The organism is Variovorax sp. VaC1, from assembly GCF_043658315.1.
Classification (GTDB): Bacteria; Pseudomonadota; Gammaproteobacteria; order Burkholderiales; family Burkholderiaceae_C; genus Variovorax.
On record NZ_JBIGLT010000001.1, the window covers coordinates 1,045,938 to 1,062,721 of the forward strand.

Sequence of the window (16,784 nt, forward strand, 5' to 3'; positions counted from 1 at the left end):
AATTCGGCGCAGCGGTTGCCGCTTGGGAGCGGGCCCACCTTGGCTGGCCGACCGGGCAATGAGCTTACGCCGGCAATTGCTGCGATGCCAGTGGCAGAGTTGACTGTTCGCCGCGTGATCGACGCGGCGATCGGAACCGCCTTGTCAGATGAGCCCTCGGGTCGCCGCCTTCAACGTCGCGGCCGCACGGGTCGAGCATTCGAGCTTGAGGAACACGCGCTCGACGTGCGTTCGCACCGTGCGCGGACTGATGCCCAGTGCACGAGCCACTTCCTTGGTGTTCTCGCCCTTGCTGATGCAGCGCAGAACCTCCAACTCGCGCTCTGACAAAGCCTGCTCGCCCGCCTTCGGCGCCACAGGCTTCAAGGGCGCATGCGACATCGCGCTGGCGAGCAACGCATCGACAACGCTCTGGTCGAAGCGGCCCGCCTCGGCGTCTTCCTTTATGCCGTCGAGCGCCTCTGCCTCGGTGAACTCCGCGCGCCACGGACGGCGGGTGCGAAGAGAAACCCATCGTTCGGCCGCTGCGACGAACTGCCCCTCCAGCGGCATCGCCGTGCCAGACCGACCGCGGAAATAACCGGAGCCATCGCGCCGCTCGAAGGCGAACGATGCGATTTCTGCTTCGGCCGCGAGTCCGTCGATTTGCCCGGCGGCGCGGGAGGTCCAGTACGGCACCAGCCGCAGGCGTTCGAGCGACGAGGCCGGCAGCGGCTCGGGCGCATTCCAGATCGCGTTGGGCACCGACGCCCGCCCGATGCCGTGGATCAACCCGGCCTTGTACGTGCGGTGGCACGCGGCCTCGTCCAGGCCGGCGTGCGCGCTGCAATCGCGCGCCAGTTGAGCCACGCGCCGCGAGTAGCCCGTCATCCAGGGCAGCTTGAGGTCGATCACGTCGCCCACCAGCTCCAGCCCGACGCGCTGAAGCATCGAGGCGGGCTGGTCGGTCACGTCGGTCCACGGCGGGGTGGCGGAATCCAGCGCTTTCATCCACGTTGACACCCACGGTGCGCTGGCATCGACAAGAGCGCCGGGGTACACGCTGTTGGCGCGTCCGCGCGCCAGCGTGAGCGCTTCGTCGAGCCCGTACAGGCGGCTGAAGATTTCGAGATCACTCGCCAGCGCCACGACGTAGGTGGCGAGCGGTACGTCGTTGCCCTGCAGAAGACCGGGCACGCCGCCGCCGTCGTAGGTCTCGAAGATCGCGCGCAGCGCCGCTTCGGTGTCGGGGCTCAAGCCCAGCGTGTTCGCGATGTCGCCGGCGATTTCGCAATGGATGCTGGCCATGGCGAGCATCGCGTTGGGGATGGGCGCGCTGCGAGGCTGCTGTTGTTGCTGCTTTGCTCGCGGCTTCTGCGATGCAAGAAGGGCTTGCCGGCCCTGCACGTCGTCATCCAGAAAATCCGCGAACTCCTGGGCATTGGCCGTGCAACCCGACCAGCGCAGCAGCGCGACGTGCCGGGCGGCCTCGACCTGCGAGGGCGCACAGCGGGCTTGCGTCGCGATCATTTCGGCGAGCCACGCGGTGCGCAGCGAATGGTCGGTCGGCTGGCCCATGCTCAGGTCGCCGATGAAAGCGAGCGCACGGACGGCGTCGAAAACGGCGATGGTGGTGTCGTCGGACATGAGAGGGCTGAGGCAAAGGCAGAGCATCGCACAGTCGCTTTTGGGGCTGCTGTCGGTCATTCGACCGATACCGCGGCTGGGGCTGGCCCAACAGAATCGTCTGCACCCGCCTCGCTTGAGGGGCGACGGCTTTTCTTCTTCTTTCTCTATCTGCGGTTTTCTCCGCCATTGCCATGCCAGACACCAACCCATCTCAACTTCAGCGAGCCGCGTGGCTTCGCAAGCTCTACTTCACTCGCGCCGCCTTTTCCTTCGTGTGGGTCGCGCTCGCTTTCACCGTCGCCAAGGGCTCGCCCGTGGTCGCGAGCGCGCTGCTGATCGTCTATCCCGCGTGGGATGCGCTGGCCAACTGGGTGGACGCCCGGATGACGGGCGGCGCAAAGGCCAACCCCACGCAGGTTCTGAACGTCTGGATGAGCGCGCTGGTCACCGTGGCCGTGGCGGTTTCGCTCGGGCTCAAGCTGCAGATCATTCTGCTGATCTTCGGGCTGTGGGCGATCGTTGCGGGGCTGCTTCAGCTGGCGACTGCCATTCGTCGGCGCAAGAGCGACAAAGGGCAGTGGGTGATGATGCTGAGCGGCGCGCAGTCGGCGCTGGCCGGGGGATTCTTTGTGGCCCAGCAGGGGAGTGCGGCGCCTGTTGTGCAGACGTTTGCTGGGTATGCGGCGGTGGGGGCGGTGTACTTCTTGATTTCGGGGCTGGTGATCTTGTTTCGTAGGGCCAAAGACAAGACTGGCGGATTTGCTCCCGGGAAGGTTTGATGCCGATATCTGGTCTGCGCCTTCTTTCCGTCAATAGAGGAAGACGGCCCCCACGTCGTGCCCGTTGTTGTTCCTGAAGTCGCCGCCGATTCCGTTGGCCAGGCTGTCTTCGCCCGGCGCGCCGGCAGCGACGGTCTTGCCGTCGCCTGAAACGGAGATCGATTGACCCAGAAAATCGTTGTAGTCGAGGATCTTGCCGGTCGCGGCGGTGGTACTGCTCCAGACGCCCTGGGACTTGACGAAACGGATGATCACGCCCGTCTTGTTGGGGCCGGAGTAATCGAGTGCCGCGTTGATACCCTGCATGCCAGCACTCATCACCGGGCTACCTGCCACCAGCACACTACCGTCGGCAGACAAGGCGACCGAACGGCCGAACTCGGCGCTGTCCTTGGGCAGCGGCGAATAGACATACCCGTCCTGCGTGTAGCCCGTGCCGTTGCCATCGAGGTTGAAGAAGGTGACAGCACCGGCGAAGTCCGCCGGGCCCACCGTCTTGAGCGGTATACCGGCGGCGATCGAGCTGCCATCAGCCGATATCGCCACGGCCGCCCCCAGCTTGTTGCCAGACTGCGGAAGGTTCTCCTGCAGGTAGTAGGTCTTGCTGAGCGCAGGAATCGCCCACTTGAGGACCAGCACCGAGCCCGAATGCCAGGCGTTCGGGCTGGAGTCCAAGGGCATGCCCACGACCAGCGTGGCACCGTCGTCGGAAACCGCGAGCGAGCGGCCTTCTCCGGGGATCGAGGTCGAGGCGGAATTGAAATGGCTCCAAGTGCCGGCGACCCTGCGATAGCCATGAACCGAATTTCCATTGCCGGCGACCCATGCGATCGAACCGTCGGCAGACAGCGCGGTCGCCGAGCCGAACTTCTCGCTCAGCGTCGACGTGGCTGCCTTCAGGTACGCCACTTCGGCCCAGGTGATCCCCGTGCGCTCGAACACATAGGCCGCGCCCGACTCCAGCACCGTGTTGTCGGTTTTGTCTCCGCCCACATTGGTGGCCGAACTGGACTCTCCGGAGGCGCCCACTAGGACGGTACTGCCATCCTTCGAGATCGATAAGGAGCTGCCGAAGTTATCGCCGACCTCTGCATTCGAGGCCGTCAGGCGCGTCTCGAATGCCCACTGTCCGCTGCGACGCGAATAGATTTCGATGAAGCCAGCGTGCCAGATGGAAGTCGCTGCCACTACCAGCCAAGCGCCATCCTTGGACAAGGCAACCGACTGGCCGTATTGGATGTTGCTCATCGAACCGGTGGAAGGCTTCAGATAGCCGATGGCGTCGTTCGCGACAGGAATCAGCGGAGGGCTGGCAACGGGATTGCTGCACCCGCCCGCGTTGCAGGCCTGCAACCTGAAGGTGAACAGGTGGGAATTCGCGTCCATCAAGACCACGTTCTGAAGGCTGAATGTGGTGCTCGTGATGTTGTCCCCGACCACCTTGAACGGAGCGCCACCCACGTCCTGGGTGATCTTGTAGTACGTGGCGTTCGGCACACTTCCCCACGAGAAGTTGTAAGCCTTGGCGCCATAGGATGAGATCGTCATTGGCAAGCTGGGTGCCGGTGGCACCGGGACCACGGTGTCGGTGCAATTGACCGCGATCGACGAGATATTCGCGGTGGCGCCGCCGGAGCCGTTCGAAACCACACAGGTCTGGGTCGCGGGCATCGTCTTCACGCTGATCGCATAGCTCCCGCCATGCGGGAGAAGGTCGCGGAAAGCAAAGGAGCCGTTGGCGCTGACGGTCAGGTCGGTAACACCATCGCTGCGCAGCACCACGCTGCCCTTCAGGCCGGTGATGTTTCCGCCCAGGGTGTACGCGAGTTGGGAGCAGGTTACCGTCACGGTGGTAACGGGGCCCTTGGCGGTTCCGGTGCCATTGCTGACTGCACATATGAGCCCGACCGGCTGTGCCACCAATGTGATTTCGTAAGGATTTTTGGCGATGACGGCGATCGGCGCGGTGAACGTTCCACTGCCATTCACCGTGAATTCGTCTATGCCATTCAGACGGAGGCGCAAAGGGCCCGTGAGTCCCGATACCGTACCCCCGACGGAGAAGGAGGAGCCTTTGTGCATTTCGGCTCGCTCCGAGAACACGTTGAGGCCCTCCCCACGCAGGACCGCGGCTATGCCGCCCAATGAGTCTGTTTGTGCGGCCGGCAGCCCTTGAATACCGGATGGATCTTGCGGCTCTGTCTTTGCGACTGCAACTGGAGCCGCGACCGAGTCATTGATCGATTGCGATGACGGCGACTGTCCTGTCGGCAAACCGGTGGAGCTTTCTCCTCTACCACTTCCGCCGCAAGACGCAAGAGCGGCCACTAGCAGCGCCACTGCTGCTCTGCAAGCAAGTTCGTTCATCCCTCACTCCAACAGTTGTTGTGAATATTTTTCGTTGACAGCGACTCTTCAGGCGCAGGCTGCTTCTCGAGGAACGCCGGTTTCCGCGCGGCATTCTGCACGACGCAGGCTAAAGCCCTGTGTCGTGCAGCCTCGCTGCTGTTCGGTGAGCTTCGTGAAATACGCCGATTGCTCAGACCGGCTTCATCTCGAAGTACGTTCGCTCTCACACCGCTGATGCAACTCCCCCGCCTCATGCACCAGATCCGCCACAAGCCAGACCACGTTATCCAGGTGCGTCGGCCCTGCGCCATGGTGCCAATCGATGCCGCCGCCATAGCAGCACCACACCAGCGACTTCAACTGCGCCAGCTTGTTCTCAAGAAGGTCCGCCGCGCTGGGCCCGTCCGTGTTATCGGGCGAGTTGCCGCGGGATGCCGGCGTGCGACGCCCGGCCATAATTCGTTCAGCCATTTGTTGTGCTTTCCTGAAAAGTTGTGCACGTCATGTGGTCAGACGGTCGGGGTGTGTCAGCACCTTGGCCGTCGCCTTTTGTGCCCCGCGTTTTCCATCGAATGCACATGGCACCGATAGCCGCCGCGAGGCGAAGCGGTTCATCCGTCAAAGCGTGTTGTGTGTGATGCCTTCTTTGCCCACTACAGTGGGGCGTCGAGCGACAGGGGCATTTACTTTAGAGAAGGGCAGCGCGGGCGGGGAAACTGAATGCGCTAGTAAGTCTCGGATCGCGCGGGTTTCCGCATCGCCATTGCAAGCGGCCTGACAGACGGCGCAATCCCGCGCATCAACAAAGGCGACACGATCAGAGCACACCGCGCAGCCGGTTCCGCGCGATGCGGCGTCCGGCCCGATCTCCAGTGCCGTGCATAAAATGCGACGGTCGGTTGCGATTTCTCTTTGAGGCGCTGGAGGCTTCCAATGACCACGATTGCCGAGAACACAGGGTTCGTCACGCTCATCAACGTATTCACCGTCGAGCCATCGAATCAACAGGCATTGGTCGACATACTCGCCCGCGCCACCGACGCATCCGTTCGAGACATGCCGGGGTTCATCTCGGCGTCGCTTCATCGAAGCGTCGACGGAACCAAGGTCACGATGTACGGGCAGTGGAAGAGCGTGGAGCACTACCAGCACTACCAATCGATGCGTGCAGACCCGGCCACATCGCCCTATGTGGCAGAGGTGCTGGCCATCGCCAGGTTCGACCCCGGGATGTATGAAGTGGCCAAGGTCTTCGATGGGCCATCGGAGCCTGCGCGCTGATGCCTCTGTTTTTTTCAGCAAGGGGACGGTGCAGCATCTGGCTTTGCTCACCCCTCATGTCATCCGTCAAGCACTCGGAGTGCCATTCATGCCAAGCGAACTCACGTCAGTAACGCCGGTTGCTCTCCCCACGCAATCTGCCGTCGTCGCCATCTACAAATCGGTGAATCTCGCAGACGCGTTTGCGGTTCAGCTGCCTCCTGGCACCTCGAGCGATCCAGATGTTCTGTGGCGATTCCTCATTGCGCAGCAGCCATCCTGGATCGGATGGCTCACCAACATCCGGGATGCGGTCGTTGCTGGCTTTGGCCTGAAGACCGCCAAGCACCTTGCGACCCTCTCCAGCGAAGCCAACGTCGACCGCATCGGCATCTTCAAGGTCTACGGCAAGAGCGAGAACGAGATCGTCCTGGGCGAGGACGACAAGCACCTCGACTTCAGGCTGTCGGTACTTCACACGCCCGACTCGTCTTCAGCGCGCGGCGGCCAGCTGACCGTCTCGACCGTCGTCCACTGCCACAACCTTCTGGGCCGCACCTATCTGTCGGTCATTGCGCCTTTTCATCGCCTTGTTGTGACGGCCAGTCTTCGTCGCGCCGCGCATATCGGTTGGCCCAAGGCGGCTGCAAGGTAGGGGCGAGCTGTCTGCTCCACAGAGGCCTGGGATTGGTCTGCGGCGCGGAACCTGAAGCGGTCCTCTGGAGCTCGGGGATCAGATGTTCGGAATGGCCATCGGCCTACAGCCTGCAACCCGAACGCACCCATTCATCAAGGTCCTCGGCCACTTCGACAAAGTCGGCGCGGGACATGCTGCCGTGGCCCACCAGGTACACGGGCGTCGGCCACTTGTCCGGAGCCACGACGACAGCGCTGCCTCCGCTGTCATCGCCAATCGTCAGCCAGCCCGGACAGTACGCTCTGGTTTCGTAGGTCTCGTTGCGTTCAAGAAGTTCGTCAGGCGCGTAGAACCGCACGAGGTCGCCAATGAAGGCGCCATCCGTTCTGGATAACATTGCGCGCAAGGGAGGTGCGATGGCGCATCCGCTCCATTGCTCTACTGCGTGGAATATGTCTTCGGGCGTCATGAGCTGCGTGCTTGTTCGGAAGGGCCGATGCTGGCCGGGGCCGGTCTTATCTGTCCCCGGGTTTGGTGGCGGGCGCCTTCATCGCAAAGGCCTGCTTGTCGCTCCGGTTGAAACCGACCGACTCATAGAACTGGAAGGTCGCTTCATCCTTCCTGCCGGTCATCAGCATGACCTTGTAGCAGCCCTGCGACCAGGCGAAAGACAGCGCCTCGGCAAGCACGGCCTTGCCGTATCCACGCTTGCGATGGTCGGCGTGGGTCACGACGTTCTCGACCACGGCATACGGCTTGCAGCCGCGCGTGAGATTCGGAATGACGGTGACGGTGCAACTCGAGACGAGTTGTTCAGCCGCGTAAGCCCCGAAGTACCTGTAGCGCGGGTTGCCCATCAGCTCCTGCCATACGGACTCGACAGTGGCGGTGTCGGGCAATGGATCGTCGGTGTCGTGAAGGTGCCGGTACAGGGCCAGCAGGCTCTTGAGTTCCGAAGGGGCGATTTGTCGAACGTCCATGCACATCCCTTGAATTGCCCGCCAGTGACGAAGGGCAGGTCAAGGCCGCATTCTGCCTTCCGTCTCCATCGAGTGCGCATGGCAGCCTCGTCGAATACACACGGTAGACGAGAGGCCTCGGTGCCCCGGGGATAGTTCAACGAACTTCCAACCCGTCACACCAGGAGCAGCGTCAATTGTGAAAGCGCTCCGGCCGAAAGGCCGACGGATCAACGAACGGCGCGTTGCCAACCACCATCTCTGCCAGCAAGCGACCGCTCCCAGGACCAAGGGTGAAGCCATGGTGGTTGTGGCCAAACGAAAACCACAAGCCGGGATGGTGCGGCGCACGCCCAATCACCGGCCGCATATCCGGCGTGCACGGACGCATTCCGAGCCACGGGCGCTCATCAAGGCGTTCGCCGAGTCCAAAAATCGAACGCGCCTTGCCCTCCGCACGGTCCAGTTGTATGGGCGTGGGCTGCATGCCCCGCTTGGCAATTTCAACGCCTGTGCTGATCCGAATCCCCCGGTCCATCGGCGCCACCGCAAAACCTTCTTCGATATCGATGACCGGCAACTTCAGTTGTTCGACACCCGGTCGGGCGTAGTGCATGTGGTAGCCGCGTTTGGACATCAACGGGATGCGATAGCCAAACTTGCGAAACACCTGGTCGGACCATGGGCCCAGCGCGAGCACGACGGTCTTGGCAGAGAGCGGCCCACTTTCGGCAAGGACGGTCCATTCATCAGCGGCCTTGCTCAGCGTCAAGGCGTCGCCACGTGCGAGCGTGCCACCCCCCGCCTCGAACAGCTTTGCATAGCCTTTGGTCAACGCCCCAGGGTCACTGATGGTCTTGGGATCGAGCCAGTGCACCGCACCGGCATAGCCACTGTTGAGCGCCGGCTCCATTGCGCGCAAGCCGGCCGCATCCAGAACCTCCAGTCCCAACCCGTGCTGCCTCGCCAGTTCGTGGGCCACCAACGTCTCTCGCTCGAAGATCTCTTTCGTTCGATACGCTTCGAGCCACCCACTGGGTCGCACGAGGTACTGCAAGCCTGCACGCGCGATGAGCTTGTCATGCTCACTCACGCTGCTGCTGATCAAGGGCAGCATGTCGCGGCCGGCGGCGGCGAGGCGCTCGGGTGACGACTCCCACCAGTACCGCGCAAGCCACCGCGCAAAGGAGGGCAGGGACTTGAGGTCGTAGTGCAGGCTTGTCGAGTTGTTGCGTGCGTAACGCATGAGATCGCCGACGTTTCGCGGAAAGCCATAAGGCACGATCGACGCGCTTTGAATCAGCCCCGCATTGCCGAAGCTGGTCTCTTCGCCCGGTCCGCGCCGATCGAGAAGAACAACGCGCTGACCACGGTCCTGCAAATGAAGCGCAGCGCAAACCCCGACGATTCCTGCGCCTAGAACGATGACGTCAGTTTTCACGCTGGAAGCCACCGAGCTTTTCTTGAGGGGCGGAGAAGCCTGCGTTGATGGGCGCCGGCTCGAAGCGCTTTGCGCGGGTGCCGACGCCACCCACCGTGTAGGCAATGCCCAGGAAGGCGATCCAGGCGACGCCGACAAAAAGAGAGATGCGATTTTTTTCTTCGGCGGCCATCGTGCCCACCAGGAAGACCAGGAACAACAAGGCAATCCATGAAGTCAAGGGCCAGGCAAACATCGGAAACGCGGCGGCGGGCTGATGCAGCCGCTTGCGCTGCAGTCGGAATCGATAGTGGGCAAGGACGATCGTGGCCCACGTCCAGACGGCCGTGAAAGACAGCAAGGCCATGAGCCATCCGAAGATCGACTCAGGCGCGAGGTAGTTCATCAGCACACCCGCCAGAAGGCAAACCAGCGAAAGCAGAACGCCTTGCACGGGCACGCCGTTCGCCGCGGTACGGCCCAGCATCGCGGGGGCCTGCTTTTGCATGGCCAGTCCGTGCAGGACGCGGCTGCTCCCGAAGATCGTGCAATTGAAGCTGGAGAGTGCGGCCGTGATCACCACGAAGTTGATCAGGCCAGCGGCTTCGCGAATGCCGAGGCGCTCGAAAGTCGTCACGAACGGGCTTCCCGCCGTGCCGATCTGATCCCACGGATAGATGGCCAGAATGACCGCCAGCGAGCCCACATAGAACAACAGGATTCGCCAGAGGACCGAGTTGATCGCGCTCGGGATGGTGCGCTCCGGTTGCTGCACCTCGCCGGCCGTCAGTCCGATCATCTCGATTCCCGCGTAGGCATAAACCACGATGGGCAAGGACATCAGCAGGCCGGAAACGCCGTGCGGGAACCAGCCTCCGTGCGACCAGAGGTTGGCCACGCCGATGGGAACGCCACTGTTTCCCCAGCCCAGCACGATCATCCCGAGGCCGCCTGCGATCAGCAGAAGCATCGTTCCCACCTTGATCAAGGCGAACCAGAATTCGAGCTCGCCATACAGCTTCACGGTGATCAGGTTGAGCGCGCCGATGGTGATCACCGAGGCCAGCGCCCAGATCCATTGGGGTACATCGGGGAACCAAAGCTTCATGTAGATCGCCACCGCCGTGACCTCGGCGATGCCCACCCCGATGTTCATGATCCAGTAGTTCCAGCCGGTCAGGAACCCTGCGAAGGGCCCGAGGTACTCGGCGGCGTAGGTGCTGAAGGACCCGGAGACCGGGTTGTCGACTGCGAGTTCTCCCAGTGCACGCATGATCAAGAAGATGATGGCGCCGGCGACCATGTACGCGATAAGCACAGAAGGCCCGGCCATCTGAATCGCTTTGGCGGAGCCCAGGAACAAGCCAACGCCGATCGCCGCCCCGAGCGCCATGAATCTGATCTGTCGCGCGCTGAGCGCGCGCTTCAACTGTGTCTCCTGCATCGTTTCTGTCTCTCGTTGGTTTTGCAATGGCGCGGGGCTCAGGGCCCTTTGCGTTCACACCGCATTCCGGATTCCGCGTTGGCGTGACGTCGGGCTTGCGCCCGAATTCACCTTTGAACGCGCATACAGACGCATGGCATGCAGACGAAATTGTGTTTAAAAGCGGCAGGAGAAGTTTTCCTGATTTTTCTCGGAAAGCATGATTTGTAGATAAGCTGTGCCTATAACTTCCGATATGCAGGTCGATCATGCCGATTGAACGTATTTTTCAGGTATGCCCAAAGGAATCGCCGTGAACCCACTGACGCTCGCACCCATTGACCGTGAAATCCTTGCCTGTCTGCAGGACGATCCGCGGATGTCCATGGCAGCCCTCGCCGAGAAGACCAACAGTTCCACCTCGCCTTGCTGGCGTCGCGTCAAGCGCATGGAGGAGGCCGGGCTCATTCAGGGCTACCGCCTGGACCTGAATCGCAGGGCACTTGGCTACGGGATCGACGGCTTCCTGTTTGTGAAGATCAGCTCGCACCATGAAACGCACGCGATGGAGTTCGAGCGCGCCCTGGCACCCATCGAGCAGGTTCTCTCGTGTCACATCCTCTCGGGTCAAGAGGACTACCTGCTTCGCGTCGTCGAGCAAGACCTCGATTCGTTCGCGCAATTCATGCGCAAAGTCATTGCGTGTTTGCCGCACGTGCGCGAGGTGCGCAGCGCGCTGATCATGCAAACCGTCAAGGAATCGAGCCGCCTTCCGTTGCCGAGATGAGGAGTGCCCCATCCGCCGGTTCACGAGAGGTCTTCGCCGGCGGGTTGGACATCCACCCACGCATCAACGGCGGCGCGGGTACATCGCGCAGTCGGTTCAGGGCGATGCGGCGTCCGCCCCGATTCCCAGCGCTCGCCACATCGCGCGAATGATGCGAAACGAACGCTCGTCGCCAACCATTCCGCGCTGCATCCTGTTCATCGCGTAGGCGAAGCTCGTGCGCGCATCCATGTCGATGAGCGCGAACGATCCGCCGCCGCCAGACCAGAAAAGCGAGTCGGGATTGGGAAGGGAAAGCGACAGGATCGGGCTCGGCAAGCCGAAGCCCAGGCCGAATCGCACGTGAATGCCTCGCATCGCAAGGTCGGGCCCATCGATCTGCTGCGCCAACGCCTTGCGGCATCCGGCCTCCGACATGATCCGCTTGCCCTTGGCGACGCCGCCATTGGCGAGCAGGGCGTGGATCTGCGCGATGGCGCGCGCATTGCCGTGCCCGTTGACCGATGGAATCTCCGCACCGCGCCAGGCGCGGGTGCGTGTCGAGGGCACGTCGGTCTGGGTGTCGATGAAGGTGACCTTCTGGATGTCGCTCAGTTGCAGGTCGGCGGTGTTGCGCGGCACTTCGAAGCCCACGAGGTCGGCCACGCGATGGTCTTCCGACGCCGGCAGGCCGATCCAGAAATCCGCGTCCAGCGGCTGCGCGATTTCTTCCCGGAACACGGTGCCGAGGCTCCGGCCGGTGATGCGGCGCACCACCTCGCCGATCAGGAACCCGAAGGTGTAGACGTGATAGCCGGAGGCGGTGCCGGGCTCCCACAGCGGCGCTTGCGCGGCGAGCATCGACGTCACCTTGTGCCAGTCGTAGAAGTCTTCGCCGCTGCACGCGGGGCGCCAGCCGGAGAGGCCCGAGGTGTGGCTCATCAACTGGGCAACGGTGATGCGCGCTTTGCCATTGGCCGCGAACTCGGGCCAATACTTCGCGACGGGCGCTGAGAAGTCGAGTTCGCCCCGGTCGGCCAGCAGCAGCGCCGTGAGCGCGGTCATGGTCTTGGTGACGGAGTAGACGTTGACGAGGGTGTCGCGCTCCCAGGGCCGGGCCTTCGCCTCGTCGGCGAAGCCGCCCCAGAGGTCGACCACCGTTTCGCCATTCACCGTGGCGCAGAACGAGGCGCCGAGTTCTTCGCCGTTGGCGAAGTTGGCTTCGAAGGCCTCCTTCGCGGCTGCGAACCGGTCGTGTGCGAATCCGTGAACCGTCGTGGCGCTTTGGTGCATGCGTGCGCTTCCCCTGATGGATGGGTGGATGAACTGTTGGGTTGCCTGTCGCTGGAGGGGGCGGATTGTGGACCGTCCGCGAATGCAGCGCAAAGCCATCGGGCGGCATAGGCCGTCCGTCGAATGCACAGCAGCGTGTGCACTCTCTAGCATTCAAGGTGTCGCCGCTCCCTTCGATACACAGATGAAGCCGCTTGCCTCCTTCGCTGTCATGGCATGGCTTTCGCTGGCCATCTCGGCGCCTACGGCCGCTTTCGCCGCCGCGCCGCCCGAGAAAGACCACCCGCTCGTCGGCCGCTATGAAGGTGCGGTGCTCGACGGCGCCAAGGTGGCGGCCTACGACGAGGTCGGCCTCATCAAGGAGCCGTTCCAGAACTGGGGCGGCGGCAAGCCCGATCTGCTGAAGCTCGAGGGCAAGGTCTCGCTTTATCACTACAAGCTGCCCGCCGGCCGTTCGCTGCTCGAAGTGCTGCGCAACTACGAGGCGAGCCTGAAGGCCAAGGGCTTCGATGTGCTCTTTGCCTGCGGCACCGCCGATGCTTCCTGCTACCAGAAGCGCCCCAACAGCGTGGACACCACCACGCCCTACGACTTTGCATTGGCGCTCGACGACCCCGAGTGGCCGCGACTGGGCAAGAGCGGCGACTACGTGCGCAACTACTTTTCAGTCAGCGGGCGTTATCTGCTCGCCAGGAAAGCCGGCCCCACCGGCACGGTCTACGCCAGCATCGCGCTGGCCGAGCACAACGCCGATGTCGGCAACCACGCCTTCGTGCGCGTGGTGGAAGCCAAGGCGATGGAGGGCGACAAGATCGTGTTCGTCGATGCCTCGGCCATGCAGAAGAGCCTGGCCGAGACGGGGCGCATCAACCTCTACGGCATCTTGTTCGACCTGGACAAGGACGTGATCCGCCCCGAGTCGCAGCCCACGCTCGACGAGATGACCAAGCTCATGCGCAACAACCCGCCACTCAAGCTCTCGGTGGTGGGGCACACCGATGCGCAGGGCGACGCGAAGCACAACGACGACCTTTCCAGGCGCCGCGCGGTCGCGGTGATCGGCGTGCTGGTGAAGGCGGGCGTGGACCCGCGCCGCTTCACCACGCGTGGCGCGGGTGCGGCCGAGCCGGTGGCGCCGAACGACAGCGAGGCAGGGCGCGCGAAGAACCGGCGGGTCGAGCTGGTGCGGCTCTGAGGCCGCGCTGCCTCAGCCCTTCAACGCCGCGAACTTCGTGGACCAGTTGCCGGGTGCGGCATCGACCAGCGCGTTCAGGTGGGCCTGCAGGCGGCCGGCGATCTCTTGCAGCGTTGCACCTTCGGCCAGCGGCTCGTTGCCGCCGATGACGTTGATCCATTCGTCGACATCGTCGGCGTCGGTTTCTTCCAGCGCTTGCCATCCGCCCGCCGCGCCGAGCAGATAGCGCAGGTGGTATCCGACGGCGAAGCCGGGCTCGACTAAGCCTTCGCGGTGCACGCGTGCAAGGCTCGCAGCGGTTTGGGCCAGCGATGCGGTGGTGAAGGTGCGGCTTGCGGCTTCCGTACAGAGCTCCGAGCCGTCGACGGCGTAGCCCGCGAGCTCGCGCCAGTAGGCCTCGTCGTGCGCGCCGTCGCGCTGCGCCATGTGCCGGCTCGCGAAGCGCGCCGCGAGGTCGATGTCGGCGATCAGCGGCGACAGCACGAGGTCGCTGCCGAAGTCGAAGCCGAAGAAGTACATCGTGCCGTCGAGCGTCAGCGACTCGATGGCGCCGACGTGCCCTTCGCGCCCGTCAAGGGGCTGGGGAACGGCGGGCGCGGCCTCGGCGGCCGGAGCTGGAGCCGGAGCCGGAGCCGGAGCCGGCGATTTTTTCTTGAAGAAGTCGAACATCCGAAAATCCTTTGCGGGAGTTCAGTCGATGGCGATGTTCGCCCCTTTCAGATAAGGGGCACGCTGGTTTCCTTCAGCACACGCAGCACGAAGTGCGACTTGCTGTGGCGGATGCCGGGGATCTTGTAGAGTTTTTCGCGCAGCAACCGCTCGTAGTCGCGCGTGTCGCGCACGGCGATGCGGATGTAGTAGTCGTAGTCGCCCGAGACGAGGTAGGCCTCCTGGATCTCGGGGATCGTCGCGAGCACGCGGCCGAAGTCGTAGAGGGTTTCGTCGGTGTGGCTTTCGAGCGTGACCTGCACGATCACCGAGTCGTGGTAGCCGAGCTTGGCCGGATCGACGTCGATGGTGTAGCGCTTGATCACGCCCGAGGCTTCGAGCTTCTTGATGCGCGTCCAGCAACTGGTGGGCGACAGGCCGACCTCGTTGCCGATCTCCTGCAGGGTCTTGCGGGAGTCGAGCAACAGCACCCGCAGGATGGCCAGATCGATCTTGTCGAAAGATCCTTCGTTGTCACCCGTGATTTGCCGATTGATCTTCATGAATCAGGTCCAAAGAGCCAAAAGAAAGAAGCATATTTTGCGCTCAAACCGGAAGAATTGACGGCATGAGACTGCTCGACCTTCCCCTCACGCCTTCCCTGTCCCTCCACCCCGAGGCCACGCCCCGCGTGCGCAACGGTGCCGAGGCCTTGCTCGACACGCTGGTTGAATGCGGCGTCGACACCATCTTCGGCTACCCCGGCGGCGCCGCGCTGCCGCTGTACGACGCGCTGCACGGCGAACCCCGGCTGCGCCATGTGCTGGTGCGCCACGAGCAGGCGGCCGTGCATGCGGCCGAAGGCTATGCGCGCAGCACCGGGCGCGTGGGCGTGGTGCTGGTGACCTCGGGGCCGGGCGTGGGCAACACCATCACGGGCTTGCTCGATGCCATGAGCGATTCGGTGCCGGTGCTGTGCATCAGCGGGCAGGTGGCGACGGCGGTGATCGGCACGCAGGCCTTTCAGGAGAGCGACGCGCTCGGCATGTCGCGCTCGGTGACCAAGTGGAACCGGCAGGTGCGCTCGGCCGACGACGTGCCGGCACTGGTGCGCCGCGCACTCGAAATCGCCAGCTCGGGCCGCCCGGGGCCGGTGCTGCTCGACGTGCCGAAGGACATCCAGCTGCTGCGCCTCGGCCACGGTGCCGAACCTGCGCCGCTGCGTCCCTTGCGCACGGGCAGGGCGCCGCTGCCACCGAAGGCGATGCTGCAGCGCGCGGCCGATCTGCTGTCGACGGCGCGCCGGCCGGTGCTCTATGGCGGTGGCGGTTTGATCAACTCGGGCCCCGCGGCCTGCGAGGCCTTCGCGCAGCTGGTGCATCGCCTGCATGCGCCGTGCACGCTCACGCTGATGGGGCTGGGTGCGTTCCCCGCGTCCGACCCGAAGTTCATCGGCATGCTGGGCATGCACGGCATGCTCGAGGCGAACCTCGCCATGCACGAGGCCGACCTGGTGGTGTGCGTCGGTGCGCGCTTCGACGACCGCGTGACCGGCAAGCTCGACGAGTTCTGCCCGCATGCACGCAAGATCCACATCGACATCGACCCGGGCAGCATCAACAAGGTGGTGCACGTCGATGTGCCGATGGTGGGCGATTGCGGTGCCATCGTCGACGCCTTGCTGGCCATGCTGCCGGCCGAGGGCTTCGCGCCAGAGCGGCTTGCACCTTGGTGGGAACGCATCGAACGCTGGCGCGCCGAAGACTGCCTGGCCTTTGCCCCGCGCGCCGATTCGATCCTGCCGCAGCAACTGATGTCGTCGCTGCAACGGGCCATCGGCGGGCGCGATGCGATCGTGTCGACCGACGTGGGCCAGCACCAGATGTGGGCCGCGCAGTACCTGCGCTTCGACAGCCCGCGCCACTGGCTCACCTCGGGCGGTGCCGGCACCATGGGCTATGGGCTGCCCGCGGCCATCGGTGCGCAGATCGGACACCCGGAGGCTCTGACCGTCTGCGTGAGCGGCGATGCGTCGGTGCTCATGAACATCCAGGAGCTGTCGACCGCCGTGCAGCACCGCGTGCCGGTGAAGCTGGTGCTGTGCAACAACGGCTACATGGGCATGGTGCGCCAGTGGCAGGAGCTGAACCACGGCAACCGCCTGAGCCATAGCTGGAACGAGGCACTGCCTGATTTCGTCGCGCTGGCCAAGGCCTTCGGCTGGGGCGCACGGCGCGTGTCGGACCCGGCCGAGCTGGAGGATGCATTGGCCGAGTGCTTGGCCAGCGATGGACCGTTCTTTCTCGACGTGCAGGTCGCGGCGCAGGAGAACTGCTTTCCGATGATGCCGTCGGGGCATGGGCATCACCGCGTGATGCTGGCGAAGGACCGGTGGTACGAGGGGGAGTGAGGGCAGGGGCCTGGCAACATCGCGCGGCCTCCATCGC

General features: G+C 63.8%; 16 protein-coding genes. 6 read left to right on the forward strand and 10 right to left on the reverse strand.

Annotation, left to right across the window (positions count from 1 at the left end; genetic code table 11):
- Positions 1-144 precede the first annotated feature (144 nt).
- The gene (locus tag ACGLHS_RS04975) at positions 145-1,626 is read right to left on the reverse strand and encodes an HD domain-containing phosphohydrolase (protein ID WP_394477415.1); all 1,482 of its coding nucleotides are present in this window, start codon (positions 1,624-1,626) and stop codon (positions 145-147) included.
- A gap of 173 nt (positions 1,627-1,799) precedes the next feature.
- Here ACGLHS_RS04975 and ACGLHS_RS04980 point away from each other — a divergent pair, with 173 nt between their 5' ends.
- On the forward strand, positions 1,800-2,387 hold the full coding sequence (locus ACGLHS_RS04980) for a DUF308 domain-containing protein (RefSeq protein WP_394477417.1): 588 nt from the start codon (positions 1,800-1,802) through the stop codon (positions 2,385-2,387).
- Positions 2,388-2,417: 30 nt separating this feature from the next.
- On the opposite strand, the gene ACGLHS_RS04985 is transcribed toward ACGLHS_RS04980, so the two are convergent.
- On the reverse strand, positions 2,418-4,469 hold the full coding sequence (locus ACGLHS_RS04985; RefSeq protein WP_394477419.1) for a hypothetical protein: 2,052 nt from the start codon (positions 4,467-4,469) through the stop codon (positions 2,418-2,420).
- Positions 4,470-4,937: 468 nt separating this feature from the next.
- Positions 4,938-5,207, reverse strand: a complete 270-nt coding sequence (locus tag ACGLHS_RS04990; protein ID WP_394477421.1) for a hypothetical protein — start codon at positions 5,205-5,207, stop codon at positions 4,938-4,940.
- Between the two features lie 462 nt (positions 5,208-5,669).
- Between ACGLHS_RS04990 and ACGLHS_RS04995 the strand changes: the two genes are divergently transcribed.
- Positions 5,670-6,017 carry an antibiotic biosynthesis monooxygenase family protein gene (locus tag ACGLHS_RS04995; RefSeq protein ID WP_394477423.1) on the forward strand — a complete coding sequence of 116 codons (348 nt, stop codon included), beginning with the start codon at positions 5,670-5,672 and terminating at the stop codon, positions 6,015-6,017.
- 88 nt (positions 6,018-6,105) lie between these two features.
- On the forward strand, positions 6,106-6,651 hold the full coding sequence (locus ACGLHS_RS05000; protein WP_394477425.1) for a DUF2867 domain-containing protein: 546 nt from the start codon (positions 6,106-6,108) through the stop codon (positions 6,649-6,651).
- 103 nt (positions 6,652-6,754) lie between these two features.
- On the opposite strand, the gene ACGLHS_RS05005 is transcribed toward ACGLHS_RS05000, so the two are convergent.
- The 4 genes from ACGLHS_RS05005 to ACGLHS_RS05020 form a co-directional block, all read right to left on the reverse strand.
- The gene (locus ACGLHS_RS05005) at positions 6,755-7,102 is read right to left on the reverse strand and encodes an SMI1/KNR4 family protein (RefSeq protein WP_394477427.1); all 348 of its coding nucleotides are present in this window, start codon (positions 7,100-7,102) and stop codon (positions 6,755-6,757) included.
- A gap of 46 nt (positions 7,103-7,148) precedes the next feature.
- On the reverse strand, positions 7,149-7,613 hold the full coding sequence (locus tag ACGLHS_RS05010) for a GNAT family N-acetyltransferase (protein WP_394477429.1): 465 nt from the start codon (positions 7,611-7,613) through the stop codon (positions 7,149-7,151).
- Positions 7,614-7,785: 172 nt separating this feature from the next.
- Positions 7,786-9,033, reverse strand: coding sequence for an NAD(P)/FAD-dependent oxidoreductase (locus ACGLHS_RS05015; RefSeq protein ID WP_394478173.1), 1,248 nt, complete (start codon positions 9,031-9,033; stop codon positions 7,786-7,788).
- Positions 9,023-10,456 carry an amino acid permease gene (locus tag ACGLHS_RS05020; protein WP_394477431.1) on the reverse strand — a complete coding sequence of 478 codons (1,434 nt, stop codon included), beginning with the start codon at positions 10,454-10,456 and terminating at the stop codon, positions 9,023-9,025. Before ACGLHS_RS05020 ends, ACGLHS_RS05015 begins: the two co-directional genes overlap by 11 nt.
- 292 nt (positions 10,457-10,748) lie before the next feature.
- On the opposite strand from ACGLHS_RS05020, the gene ACGLHS_RS05025 reads away from it, so the two are divergent.
- Positions 10,749-11,222, forward strand: coding sequence for an Lrp/AsnC family transcriptional regulator (locus tag ACGLHS_RS05025; protein WP_394477434.1), 474 nt, complete (start codon positions 10,749-10,751; stop codon positions 11,220-11,222).
- Positions 11,223-11,318: 96 nt separating this feature from the next.
- On the opposite strand, the gene ACGLHS_RS05030 is transcribed toward ACGLHS_RS05025, so the two are convergent.
- The gene (locus ACGLHS_RS05030; RefSeq protein WP_394477436.1) at positions 11,319-12,494 is read right to left on the reverse strand and encodes a serine hydrolase domain-containing protein; all 1,176 of its coding nucleotides are present in this window, start codon (positions 12,492-12,494) and stop codon (positions 11,319-11,321) included.
- 211 nt (positions 12,495-12,705) lie between these two features.
- Between ACGLHS_RS05030 and ACGLHS_RS05035 the strand changes: the two genes are divergently transcribed.
- Positions 12,706-13,689, forward strand: a complete 984-nt coding sequence (locus ACGLHS_RS05035; RefSeq protein ID WP_394477438.1) for an OmpA family protein — start codon at positions 12,706-12,708, stop codon at positions 13,687-13,689.
- A gap of 12 nt (positions 13,690-13,701) precedes the next feature.
- Here the strand turns inward: ACGLHS_RS05035 and ACGLHS_RS05040 are convergent, their stop codons facing one another.
- Positions 13,702-14,358 (reverse strand): hypothetical protein, encoded by a 657-nt coding sequence (locus ACGLHS_RS05040; protein ID WP_394477440.1) that lies wholly within the window; start codon positions 14,356-14,358, stop codon positions 13,702-13,704.
- Positions 14,359-14,405: 47 nt separating this feature from the next.
- A complete protein-coding gene (locus ACGLHS_RS05045; RefSeq protein WP_394477443.1) occupies positions 14,406-14,900 on the reverse strand; it encodes an Lrp/AsnC family transcriptional regulator in 495 nt (164 codons plus the stop codon).
- Between the two features lie 65 nt (positions 14,901-14,965).
- Between ACGLHS_RS05045 and ilvB the strand changes: the two genes are divergently transcribed.
- Positions 14,966-16,747, forward strand: a complete 1,782-nt coding sequence (gene ilvB, locus ACGLHS_RS05050; protein WP_394477445.1) for a biosynthetic-type acetolactate synthase large subunit — start codon at positions 14,966-14,968, stop codon at positions 16,745-16,747.
- The last annotated feature ends 37 nt before the right edge of the window (positions 16,748-16,784 follow it).